Here is a 12,792-nt window from a genome sequence, read left to right as displayed (position 1 = left end):
TATTTCATAAGTTAAAGCTTTTAATATCTATTTTTTTCAAACTTATTCCAAAATACAAATGCAGTCACAAAAGCCAAAATGGTGAGCGCAAAAATATAATACATCGCGCCGATATCACTATATTGACTAAGCCAATGGACTAAAGGCAATGTCATACCGCCAACAATTGCATAAGATAAATTATAAGAAAATGAAATGCCCGAGAAGCGAACGGGTGCAGGGAACATTTTAACCATGCTGCTCGACACCATACCAACAGTACCTGAGCAAAGACCTAACAACATATATAAGCCAAAAATGGTTGAATGTGCGGCGTGGCCTAAACTGTTATAAAAAACTGCTGCTGTGAGTGCCACGGCAAGCGCACCTACCATCATCACTTTGCCACAGCCAAAACGGTCAGCAAAATAACCAGCCAAAATACAACCCACCATTTGCATGACAATGGCTGCACTTTGCATTTCAAAAGTCTGAGCACGCTCAAAACCAAACGAACCAATCAATAAATTTGGCATGGCTAAAATCACCACCACCACGCAGCCTGTTAAAAACCACGTAAATAACATGCCAATAGCAACGGCTGTTTTATGGGTCGTTAATACTTGTTTAACCGGCATTTCTTTTGAGATCTCTTTACGTGCCTGCATGGCTTTAAACACAGGTGTTTCTTTTAAATACGTCCTTAAATAAAGTGCGACTAGACCAAAAATACCACCTGCAATAAAAGGAATACGCCATGCCCAGTCATGGATTTGTCCCTCACTAAAATTCAGTGAAATCCATAGTGACATGAGCGCACCTAGTAAAATTCCTAAAGACAGTCCTGCAGTTAATAAACCATTTGCTAGTCCAATTTTTCTTTCGGGAACGTGTTCCGACACAAATGTCCACGCGGCAGGAATTTCACCTCCAATCGCAATACCTTGTACCACACGCATGAGCAATAAAAGTAGCGGTGCCAAATAACCAATATTTTCAAAAGTGGGCAATATCCCGATAAACAGAGTAGGCAGAGCCATCAGCAAAATAGAAAGCGAAAATAGTTTTTTGCGCCCAACTAGATCGCCAAAATGGGCCATCACAACTCCACCTAACGGCCTAAAAAAGTAACCTGCTGCAAAAATACCGTAAGTATTGAGCATGGCCCAAAAAGGGCTAAGCGTGCTGGGGAAAAAGAGGTCAGAAATGATTTTGGCGTAAAACACATAAATCACAAAATCGTAAAACTCTAAAGCGCCACCGAGTGAAGAAAGGGCGAGGGTTCGTTTATCTTCTTTATTCAGATAGTTCGCATCCTGCAACGTTAAGTCCTGATCCATTTTTTTACTTAATTGTTGTAATCGAAGCTTGGATATTAATGGAAAAGTGAAGTAAAAGTAAATGGAGGAAATTTGTGCTATAGATGACTATAGATTGGGCTAACCAAGAAAAGACAAAATGGTTTAAAACTAAAAACGCTTTAGATTAAACAAAAACAGATGTAGGAATGGCTTTTCTTTTGAGCCGTTCAGCGACACAATAAAACCAGTAATAACTAGTTTAATAAGAGATTCAAGGGATGAGTGTAGTTTTACCTGTAGCTAAGCGCGGTGAAGACATTTTAAAACTGATTGCTGCACCTGTCTCATCTAGTGAGCTGAACAGTGATTGGCTTTATGGGCTTGCAGCCGCCATGCATGCCACTATGCTTGAACGCAATGGTGTAGGAATTGCTGCACCTCAAGTCTATATCTCTAAACGAGTCATTATTGTGGCATCTCGACCAAACCCACGCTATCCCGACGCACCTGAAATGGATGCGGTGGTGATGGTGAATCCTGAAATTTTAGAGTTTTCGAGTGAAACCCTCCTAGGTGAAGAAGGCTGCTTAAGCGTGCCAGATGAACGTGGACAAGTCGAACGCGCAGAAATGGTAAAGGTTAAATATTCAACACTTCAGGGTGAAGTCGTTGAAACGATTTTTCACGGTTTTCCTGCTCGTATTGTTCAACATGAAGTCGATCATTTAAATGGAGTGTTATTTGTAGAAAGAATAATCTAATCTTCTGTTTAAAGTTTTGAAAAACGTATAATGAGCTTGAAATAAAGAAGTCAACGGAATTACAATACTTATATCGTGATTTTTAATTCATTCAAAAAGTATAATTTTAATATTATCAGCAGGTTGTGCTGAAAAATTGCTCTAAAGCGTAAATCTCCTCATTTAAGGTTACGGACCATGAAAACCCCTCTCCCAGATTATTTGGCAAATGTGATAGAAGCCTGTGAGGTAGATAATAGCGGGCATCTAGCTGACTATATTCCAGAGTTGGCAAATGCAAATCCAGACCGATTGGCTTTGGCAATGTCTACGGTAGATGGTGAAATTTATTCGATCGGTGATGATGATACTGAATTCACCATACAGTCAATTTCTAAACCTTTTGTATATGCTTATGTTTTACAACAGCTTGGCATTGATGCGGTACTCGCTAAAGTAGGGGTGGAGCCTTCAGGGGAAGCTTTCAATGAAATTTCATTGGGTAAAGATGGTCGTCCGAAAAACCCGATGATCAACTCTGGCGCAATTACGACACATTCTTTAATTCAAGTTAAACATGGTCTACATAGTGCAGAAATTCTACGCCGTTTTATGAGCGAGCTTGCTGGTCGCGAATTAAGTTTTGATGAGTCTGTCTATGATTCGGAAGTCAAAACTGCCTATCGTAATCTTTCGATCGGTTATATGTTGCGAACTGTAGGGATTTTGGAAACTGACCCTGTCGATATTGTGAATGGTTACATTCGTCAATGTGCAATCATGGTTACAGTTAAAGATCTGGTACGTATGGGCAGTGTGCTTGCCAATGGTGGGGTTGACCCTAAAACCGGAAAGCGTCTGTTGAACCGATCTGTAGTGAGACAAGTACTCAGTGTCATGATGAGTTGTGGTATGTATGATGCCGCAGGTGACTGGCTTTCAACTGTAGGTATTCCAGCTAAAAGTGGTGTAGCAGGCGGTATATTAGGAGTACTGCCGGGTCAGGTCAGTATTGCTGCTTTTTCTCCTCGCTTAGATGAACATGGTCATAGTGTTCGAGGAATCGATATTTTAGAGCGGTTGTCCCGTGATATGGGATTACATCTCATGGAAGGTACACCTTCTGCACAAACCATTGTACAAAGCCACTATCGCACAGGAAAAGATGCATCATTAAGTGTGTATGTGCTTCGGGGTGTATTGAAATTTACTGAAGCTGAAATGTTGTTGCGTATTTTACAAGACGAGACGACGGACCAAAGCACAATCGTGATTGATTTGACCCAGATTTCACTTATCCATGAGGTGGGTAAGCGTATGTTCTTAGAAGGTGTAGATCGTCTGATTGATGATGGTCATACACTCGTTTTGGTTGATCCTGAACAGCGATTAGATCATGCGAGAACCGGCAAAGATCGAGAACTTCATGTCTATCATGATTTCGATGATTTGCTCGAAAAGCATGACCTACCTGCAAAAAAAAAGACTTATAACGACATTGCCGCACTTCTAAATTGCTGAGGTGTTTTTCCGAGATGTCGTTTAAACATCGCACTGAATGCACTGGGGTTGGTATACCCCAGTGACTCGGAAATTTGAGCAATAGATTCACCATTCGCGATTTTACTCAAGGCAAGTGCGATATGCATTTGCTGTACCCATGCTCGATAAGACAACCCAGTTTCTTTTTGGAACATACGCATTAAAGTTCTCGAGCTCGCACCAATATCATCGGCCCAATCTGTTAAATCTTTTGAGTGATTAGGCGCGTGTAATAACGCTTGGCAAATTTTTAATAATCGTTTGTCTTTTGGCCACGGAATTTGGATAGGCAGCAAATTGGCCCGATGAATTTCTTCAAAAATCAAAATTTGTAAAGAACGGGAAAGCTCTTGAGAGGTGACAATATTTGGAGTCTCCTCTTGTTCAATTTCATTCAAACGAATCAAAAGCTCATGCAACAGGTTGCTCACTCGAATAATAAAGCAATCTTGCCCCATTAAAGCGGCTGCATTTACTTCAACCAATGCTGTATTTAACTTAACGTGACTGAGTGAAATGACACTATGTTCGACATGGGCAGGAATCCATAACGCACACATGGGCGGCACAATCCAGACATTATTTGGTGTAAACACCTGAATGTTTCCTGTTGATGCATATAAAAACTGAGCGCGGGTATGCGTATGAGTCGGCGTGATTTCTCGGTAGGCATGCTCGGAAGATAGCCCAATCACAAGTTCAGACAAATCAGACTGAATAAGAGAATCGGACATAATCTATCCTAAAAATTGTCACTTATACGATGATTATTGGAAGATAACTTTATAAGCGACAATTTACAATAAGCACCTTACTTAAAATATTGGAGTTTTTCAGGTATGACGTCTTCAATACAATTGAAAGATGGTATTGCCAATACCGTTGCAAATGATCAGCCTCAAGGAATGATTATTAAAATTGTAGGTGCTGTGGCGGTTGCACATTTACTGAATGATTTGATTCAAGCCGTGTTACCAGCCATCTATCCAATGCTCAAAGCAAACTTTTCACTGAGTTTTGCTCAAGTTGGCCTGATTTCGTTTGTATACCAAATTACAGGTTCACTGCTACAGCCTTGGATTGGACTTTATACCGATAAACATCCAAAACCTTATCTTCTACCACTCGGAATGGTCGTCACATTCTGCGGTATTATCTTGTTGGCATTTTCACCAAGCTTTACTGTGTTGTTATGTGCATCTGCACTTATTGGTGTAGGTTCTGCAACTTTTCATCCTGAAGCTTCACGTGTGGCTCGAATGGCATCGGGTGGTCGTTTTGGTACGGCTCAATCGACTTTTCAGGTGGGTGGAAACACAGGTACTGCCATTGGTCCATTGTTAGCAGCTTTACTTATCGTACCGTTTGGACAGCATGCAGTTGCAGGTTTAGTGATATTTGCACTTTTAGCCATTTGGGTTTTATTTGGTGTAAGCCGCTGGACGATTGGTCATGCAAAAAATCAGGTAGTTACACGTGCAAACCAAGCACAGAGTAAATTACATGGTCGTAAGCTCATTATTGCCTTGAGCACCATTAGTGTGTTGATGTTCGCTAAATTTACCTACATTGCCAGCATTAGCAACTACTTCACTTTTTACTTAATTCAAAAGTTCCATATCAGTATCCAGACCGCTCAGTTGCATTTGTTTGCATTTTTGGCAGCTGTTGCTTTAGGTACATTTGCAGGTGGTCCAATTGGTGACAAGATTGGTCGTAAAGCTGTTATCTGGGTTTCATTTGTGGGTATGGCGCCGTTTGCATTAATGATGCCGTATGCAAACTTGTTTTGGACAACAGTCTTATCGATTATTACTGGTTTGGTGTTGTCGTCTGCTTTTGCTGCAATGGTGGTTTATGCACAAGAAGCTGTTCCGGGCCGTGTGGGGATGATTGCTGGCTTAATGTTTGGTCTTATGTTTGGGGTAAGTGGTATTGCCGCAGCGGGGTTAGGGCATTTGGCCGATGTTAACGGCATTGAATGGGTATTTGGATTGTGTTCATTATTACCATTACTTGGGTTTGCAACCGCATTTTTACCGAACACAAAGGTTAAATAAATGAAAAGACTCTCAGTCATATTCAGCTGAGAGTCTTTTTTAGATAAATATGATTCCAGTTAAAAAGATTATTTTTGAATACCAAACTTAAATACGGTGACACTGTTATACGTTTGATTTGGGTTCAAACGTGTAGAAGGGAAAGTTGGTTGATTGGGGCTGTCTGGAAAATGTTGTGTCTCTAATGCTAGAGCATCTGCTTGTCGATAAAGTACACCGTTTGCACCAGCAATATTTCCTAGTAAATGATTCGCCGTATACATTTGAACGCTTGGCTCAGTGGTTAAAACCTGCATTGTTCGTTTAGATTTTGGATCAACAACATGAGCAGCAAGATTTAATTTCCCTTGAGACTTTTGATTAAGCACCCAAGTTTGGTCATAGCCATATCCATAAGCCAATTGCTGATTATTCGCTCGAATATCTTTTACAATTGCTTTAGGAGTCCGAAAATCAAAAGGTGTACCTACAACTGAAGCAATTTCACCTGTGGGTAACGAATTTTGATCGGTTACCAATATACGGTCTGCATTGAGTTGTACCACATGATCTAGTACGCCATAAGGGTTGTTTCCAGCGCCTGACAAGTTGAAATAACTGTGATTGGTGAGATTGACTACGGTCGGTTGATCAGTTTTGGCCTTATATTCAATCTGGAATTCATTTTGATCTGAAAGACTGTATATCACCTCCACATCTAATTTCCCGGGAAAACCTTGATCACCATTTGGACTGGTTAACTTAAGAGAAGCTTTGACGGTTTCACCTTTAGAAACTAGGGGCTTAACTTGCCAAACACGCTTATCAAAACCAGGATTACCGCTATGTAATGAATTCGGTCCATTATTTTTTTCGAGGTTATACGTTTTGCCTTCTAAGCTAAATTTAGCATTGCCAATACGGTTCGCATAACGACCAATTAATCCGCCAAAATGAATGCCTTCCTTGGTATCAGTGACTTCATAGCCTTTTAGATCATCGAAGCCCAAAACGATATTATTTTGTTTACCTTGTGTATCGGGAGTCAAAATCTGTGTAATTACGCCACCAAAACTAATAAAAGATACAGAGACTCCTTTGTTATTGCTCATGGTGTATAGATCAACCTTTTGACCATCTTGAGTCGTTCCGTATGGTTTTACATTTAATGTGGCTGCATTCGCAATTTGTGCAAAGCTATATATCGTAAAACTTAAAATTACTAATTTTTTCATGTTTATACTCTATTTTGTAATGGTTGAATCTTGATGAATATAAGATTGATTTTTCATCTTTTTAAAGAGGTTTTTTATTATATATTGTGTTAATGATGATTAGCCTTGTTAATTCTAAGTATTGAACAAATTGACACCATTTAAGGTTATAAACAAATTAACTTTATTATCAAAATTCAACAGTAAGCTATTTTATGACTTATTCTGACTCGGCTTTAAAATTTTCACTCGGTCTTAATGGCCTATCATTTGACATAGACAACGAACATATTCGACTTGAACAGGGCTTGAGTTTTATTAATTCAAAAAGCATTAGCCATGGTGTGATTGATGAGCTTGCTATTGAAAAGATGATTTATTTTATTGAAGAAATCATAGAATCTCAGCCCTTAAGAAATCTAAATATAAGTGGCGTAGCTGTTACTGCTGATACAGCCATGACACAACTCAGTGAGTTATTTTTTAGTGCTCAAAAGCAAATCAGCCGTGTTGAGCTTGAGCATGGATTCAATGATTTTATTGAGCGTTTGAGCTACTACACAAACCAAGTGTCTCCAGATCAGCTTTATGTTTTTACCTACTTTGTATTTGTTCGAGAAATGATGCATCACTTAAGAGTTGAGCAAATTCAAATCATTTAAGAAGTTACTTTCCAAAACCAATCCCAGTCCGTGTATTGCAACCTCAAGTGACATGTAAGAGCGGTCAGAACTCAAAGTATAGGAAAATTGGAAGGGTTGAATATTTTTTAATTGAATTTACAAGTGATAGCTTTTATAAGTAATGATAATATCTCTTGAACTTTGAAAAACAAAAAATAATATGAGGATTTTATGAATTATAAACTAATCAAAATAGGTTTATTAAGTACCATTCTTTTAATTGGTTGTGGGGAGGATTCCCAAAGAGAAGAAAATCAATATGAAAAAAATATATTTAGAGTAGAAGCTGAAGGTTTTAATGATAAAATTAACTTGAATGTAAAAGAAGGCGATTATAGTTCAATTGCTCAAGGTAATAGTTCTGATGTAACTCTTTATTTTAATAACTATGAGAAATTAGATTTTCCTGTCTATGGTGAATTAAAGCTTTTATCTGAAAATAAAAAAGCTAGTTTTTCAGCAATTTCTTGGTTGAATAAATATAAAAATATTAGTCTTTTGTTTTGTATAGATTATGTAGAGTGTGCGAATAATACAGAATATAGTTTTGATGAGTTTAATCGAGAACTTAATGTTAGATTTAAAAATAATTTTAATAAACTATTTCAAAACTATTTGGAAGGATCGGGGTGGGAAAAAACTATACCCGCAACGATTACAGGTGATTTAGAATTAAAAATACCCTCTAACTGGCTAGCTTTTAAAAAAGATAGATTTCCAAAAAAAGATGGGATAGGTAATCTTAAAGTAGATAGTCAAATATATAATTTATCTGAGATGAATTCAGATGTTACTTTCTATCAAGATGATAATAGTAAATATATTGGTAGTGTGGATTATCTTAATTTTAAAAGAGGTGATGATGTCGTTAATATTGAAATATATAAAGGAATTGATAATAGTCAATCATTCAAAGATATAAGATTGAAGATATATAATTATAATAAAAATAATGAATCAGTTTTTTTATTCAATGATGTAATTCCTGCTTCATTTGTATCATGGAAGGAGGATGGGGAAATATTATCTATTAATATAGAAAAATTAAGTTTAGTTAATCAAGAAAATACTAAATCTAAGGTGTTAGATTTGAAATTTTATATTCCTAGAAATACTTCAAATGTTAAAATCAACAATGAAAATTTTTTTGCGCTAAGGCAGAGTTATGGTTTTGCTTATGTGATTAATGATCAGAAAAAATATTCTATTACTTTAATAGGGCAAGCAGGAGATTATCCACTAGAAATAATTCAGGAATTTAATGGTAATATTACGATTGAAACTATCAAAGAAAATGAAAAAATAGTTTGTGGGGATCGTTATAAACCTTGTTTAGGTTTGTCAATGGATAATGACAAAAAAACTTTTATATTTAATAATGTTAAATTAGATAAAGATATTTTAAATGGAAGAATTTATATTCCAGGAGTCATAGATTAAATGCTATAAAAAATCCCCTCAATTGAGGGGATTTTTACTGCTTAACATTAAGCAATCGAATCATCTAAATTCGGACCTAACCAGCGTTTTGCCTCATCAAGTGTCCAACCTTTACGTTTTGCATAATCTTCAAGTTGATCTTGAGAGATTTTGCCCACGTTAAAGTATTCACTTTGAGGGTGCGAATAGTAGAAACCACTTACCGAAGATGGTGGCATCATTGCAAAGTGCTCAGTCAGTTTAGTACCGATTTTGTCTGTAGAACCTAACCAGTCAAACAACACCGCTTTTTCAGAGTGCTCTGGACACGCTGGGTAACCCGGCGCAGGGCGAATACCGACATATTTCTCTTTAATCAGTTCTTCATTGCTGAGTGTTTCATCTGCTTTATAACCCCAGAACTCTTTACGAATGCGTTCATGCAAATGTTCGGCAAAGGCCTCAGCAAAACGGTCTGCCAATGACTGAACTAAAATTGCAGAGTAGTCATCACCTTTAGCTTTGTACTCGTTTGCCAATTCTTCTGCACCAAAAATCGATACAGTGAATCCACCTAAGTAGTCCTGTTGCTCACGATCAGTACGAATGTAATCTGCCAAAGACAAGTTTGGTTTACCTGTTACTTTGTCTGATTGCTGACGTAAATGTTCAAATGTATGCGTAACATTTTGACCAGCTTCATCAAATACGCTGACGGTGTCGGCGTCAGTACGCTGAGCAGGGAACATACCAAATACAGCACGTGCATCAAAAAGGTTGTTGTCGATAATATCTTTCAACATTGCTTGAGCTTGGTTGTACAAATCTGTTGCAGCTTCGCCAACCACTTCATCTTCTAAAATTTTCGGGAACTTACCTGCCAAGCTCCAAGAAATGAAGAATGGTGTCCAGTCAAAATATTCAACCAATGTTTCAAGCGGGTAGTTTGTTAAAACTTGAGTTCCCAAAAGGTTTGGTTTTGCTGGAACGTAGCTTTCATCAATTTTAAAACCGTTTTTAACAGACTCTGCATAAGTCAGTTTTGCTGCTTTTGGTTGTTTGTTGGCTAAGCGTTCACGAATTTTGACATATTCAGCACGGTGCTCTTCAATGAATTTCCCACGCATTTCTTTTGAAAGTAGGGTAGTTGCAACACCTACGGCACGTGAAGCATCTGCAACATAAATCACAGCATCATTTTGGTACTGAGGATCAATCTTAACTGCTGTGTGTGCTTTTGAAGTTGTTGCACCACCAATCAATAAAGGAATGTCAAAGCCTTTACGCTGCATTTCTTTAGCTACAAAAACCATTTCATCTAAAGACGGAGTAATCAGACCTGACAACCCGATGATGTCACATTTTTCATCAATCGCAGTTTGCAAGATTTTCTCGCAAGGTACCATCACGCCAAGGTCAACAATGTCGTAACCATTACAACCGAGTACAACACCCACAATATTTTTACCAATATCGTGTACGTCGCCCTTAACAGTTGCCATCAGGACTTTACCTTTAGATTGACTACCTGTTTTTTCAGCTTCAATGTACGGGTTGAGCCAAGCCACAGCTTGCTTCATGACACGTGCAGATTTAACAACCTGTGGTAAGAACATTTTGCCTGAACCGAACAAGTCACCGACCACGTTCATACCGTCCATCAAAGCGCCTTCAATTACATCTAAAGGACGTTTAGCTTTTAGGCGAGCTTCTTCGGTGTCTTCATCAATGTATGTGGTAATACCTTTGACTAATGCATATTCAAGGCGTTTTTCTACAGGCTCATTACGCCATTCAAGGTTTTCGGCTTCACGTTGTGCTCCGCTATGACCACGGTATTTTTCAGCGACTTCAAGCAGTTTCTCTGTGGCGTTTTGACCAGACTCACCTTGGTTCTGGTTTAAAACAACATCTTCAACTGCATCTTTGAGTTCTTTAGGAATATCATCATAAATTGCCATTTGTCCGGCATTTACAATCCCCATGGTCATACCTTGTTTGATGGCATGGTACAAGAACACAGAGTGAATCGCCTCACGAACAGGCTCATTTCCACGGAATGAGAACGATACGTTCGATACACCACCAGAAATCATGGCGTGAGGTAAGTTCTGTTTAATCCAACCTGTGGCTTCAATAAAATCGACGCCATAGTTATTGTGTTCTTCAATCCCTGTTGCTACTGCAAACACGTTCGGGTCAAAAATAATATCTTCAGCAGGGAAGCCAACATCGTTAACCAAAACGTCATAAGAACGTTTACAGATTTCGCGTTTACGTGCAGCAGTGTCTGCCTGACCTGTTTCATCAAAGGCCATCACAATAATCGCAGCACCATATTGACGACAGAGGCGAGCTTTTTCGACAAACTCGTCATAACCTTCTTTTAAGGAAATCGAGTTAACAACAGGTTTACCTTGTACACATTTTAAGCCAGCTTCAATGATTTCCCATTTTGATGAGTCAATCATGATTGGCACACGTGAAATATCTGGCTCAGATGCCACAAGGTTTAAGAAATGCACCATCGCATTTTGCGAATCGAGCATCCCTTCATCCATGTTAATGTCAATAATCTGGGCACCAGCTTCTACTTGCTGCTGTGCAACTTCTAAAGCTTCGGTAAAGTTTTCTTCACGAATTAAGCGTAGGAATTTTTTTGAACCGGTAACGTTAGTACGTTCACCCACGTTAACGAACAATGAGTCATCATAAATATTAAAAGGTTCTAAACCACTCAAACGACAAGCAGGCTTAGTTTCAGGAATTTGACGAGGTGCAATGTCTTTTACTGCATTATAAATGGCACGAATATGGTCTGGTGTTGTACCACAGCAACCACCTGTAATGTTAATGAGGCCACTTTCTGCAAATTCTTTTAAGAAGGCAGCAGTTTGCTCAGGCGTTTCGTCATATTCACCAAAAGCGTTTGGTAAGCCAGCATTTGGATGGGCAGAAATGAAAGTATCAGCAACATCAGACACAGTTTTAACGTGAGGACGCATGGCATCTGCACCAAGGGCACAGTTGAAACCAATTGAAAGCAAGTCGCCATGACGTACAGAGTTCCAGAACGCTTCAGCAGTTTGACCTGTTAAGGTACGACCAGATGCATCGGTAATGGTCCCTGAAATCATGAGTGGTAATTCATGACCAATTTGCTTAAAGACTTCTTTCACCGCAAAAATTGCAGCTTTACAGTTTAATGTATCAAAAACGGTTTCAATCAGAATGATATCTGCACCACCTTCAATCAGCGCATGAGTTGCCTCAATATAGTTTTCTTTTAGCGCATCAAAGGTAATGTTACGAAAGGCAGGATCATTTACATTGGGTGAAATTGAACAGGTACGCGATGTTGGGCCGAGTACACCCGCTACAAAACGAGGTTTATCTGGAGTCGAATACTTTTCACAGGCTGCTTTGGCTAAACGGGCTGCTTCACGGTTAATTTCGGGAACAAGGTCTTCCATGTGGTAATCAGACATAGAAACACGTGTGCCGTTAAAGCTGTTGGTTTCGATAATGTCTGCACCAGCATCAAGGTAAGCTTCATGAATGCCTTGAATGATTTCTGGCTGTGTCAAAACTAAAAGGTCATTGTTACCTTTTAAGTCATGTGCCCAATCGGCAAAACGCTCACCACGGTAGTCGGCTTCTTCCAATTTATGGCGCTGGATCATCGTTCCCATTGCACCATCAATAATCAGAATGCGTTTAGCAAGAAGCGCTTTTAGGGTGGCAAGCGTAGACATAGAAAACCCCGATCTTTTATATGAATTTAAAAATGCGGCGCTATTGTAACAGAATAGCAGCACAATTGATGATCTATGACGACCCACCATTCACCGTAAATTAGTCGTAAAAAAAAAGTG

At 38.7% G+C, this 12,792-nt stretch carries 9 protein-coding genes and 1 pseudogene; 5 read left to right on the top strand and 5 right to left on the bottom strand.

Annotated features, from left to right (window positions below; genetic code table 11):
• Positions 1 to 20 precede the first annotated feature (20 nt).
• Positions 21 to 1,319, bottom strand: a complete 1,299-nt coding sequence (locus tag AC07M3_RS06125) for an MFS transporter (RefSeq protein ID WP_494566837.1) — start codon at positions 1,317 to 1,319, stop codon at positions 21 to 23.
• 239 nt (positions 1,320 to 1,558) lie between these two features.
• Between AC07M3_RS06125 and def the strand changes: the two genes are divergently transcribed.
• Positions 1,559 to 2,041, top strand: coding sequence for a peptide deformylase (gene def / locus AC07M3_RS06120; protein WP_017391717.1), 483 nt, complete (start codon positions 1,559 to 1,561; stop codon positions 2,039 to 2,041).
• A gap of 177 nt (positions 2,042 to 2,218) precedes the next feature.
• On the top strand, positions 2,219 to 3,541 hold the full coding sequence (locus AC07M3_RS06115; RefSeq protein ID WP_494566836.1) for a glutaminase: 1,323 nt from the start codon (positions 2,219 to 2,221) through the stop codon (positions 3,539 to 3,541).
• Here the strand turns inward: AC07M3_RS06115 and AC07M3_RS06110 are convergent.
• Positions 3,508 to 4,296: an AraC family transcriptional regulator gene (locus tag AC07M3_RS06110; RefSeq protein WP_494566835.1), complete on the bottom strand. Its 789-nt coding sequence runs from the start codon at positions 4,294 to 4,296 to the stop codon at positions 3,508 to 3,510. The two genes, AC07M3_RS06115 and AC07M3_RS06110, sit on opposite strands and share 34 nt — an antisense overlap.
• 105 nt (positions 4,297 to 4,401) lie before the next feature.
• On the opposite strand from AC07M3_RS06110, the gene AC07M3_RS06105 reads away from it, so the two are divergent.
• Positions 4,402 to 5,622 carry an MFS transporter gene (locus tag AC07M3_RS06105; RefSeq protein WP_017391715.1) on the top strand — a complete coding sequence of 407 codons (1,221 nt, stop codon included), beginning with the start codon at positions 4,402 to 4,404 and terminating at the stop codon, positions 5,620 to 5,622.
• A 68-nt stretch (positions 5,623 to 5,690) separates the two neighbouring features.
• Here the strand turns inward: AC07M3_RS06105 and AC07M3_RS06100 are convergent, their stop codons facing one another.
• A complete protein-coding gene (locus tag AC07M3_RS06100; protein WP_494566834.1) occupies positions 5,691 to 6,836 on the bottom strand; it encodes an aldose epimerase family protein in 1,146 nt (381 codons plus the stop codon).
• Between the two features lie 194 nt (positions 6,837 to 7,030).
• Between AC07M3_RS06100 and AC07M3_RS06095 the strand changes: the two genes are divergently transcribed.
• Complete coding sequence (locus AC07M3_RS06095; RefSeq protein ID WP_494566833.1) at positions 7,031 to 7,477, top strand: hypothetical protein; 447 nt, start codon at positions 7,031 to 7,033, stop codon at positions 7,475 to 7,477.
• Here AC07M3_RS06095 and AC07M3_RS06090 read toward each other — a convergent pair.
• Positions 7,451 to 7,567: pseudogene (locus tag AC07M3_RS06090) on the bottom strand (LysR substrate-binding domain-containing protein); the annotation flags it as partial. The gene AC07M3_RS06095 and the pseudogene AC07M3_RS06090 overlap by 27 nt on opposite strands.
• Positions 7,568 to 7,669: 102 nt before the next feature.
• Here AC07M3_RS06090 and AC07M3_RS06085 point away from each other — a divergent pair.
• The gene (locus AC07M3_RS06085; RefSeq protein ID WP_494566832.1) at positions 7,670 to 8,938 is read left to right on the top strand and encodes a hypothetical protein; all 1,269 of its coding nucleotides are present in this window, start codon (positions 7,670 to 7,672) and stop codon (positions 8,936 to 8,938) included.
• A gap of 47 nt (positions 8,939 to 8,985) precedes the next feature.
• On the opposite strand, the gene metH is transcribed toward AC07M3_RS06085, so the two are convergent.
• Complete coding sequence (gene metH / locus AC07M3_RS06080; RefSeq protein ID WP_494566831.1) at positions 8,986 to 12,672, bottom strand: methionine synthase; 3,687 nt, start codon at positions 12,670 to 12,672, stop codon at positions 8,986 to 8,988.
• Between the last annotated feature and the right edge of the window lie 120 nt (positions 12,673 to 12,792).

The organism is Acinetobacter sp. GW821-FHT09D10 (genome assembly GCF_059416285.1).
The sequence above is the reverse complement of the archived record's forward strand: the minus strand, read 5'-3'. Positions and strand labels throughout refer to the sequence as shown.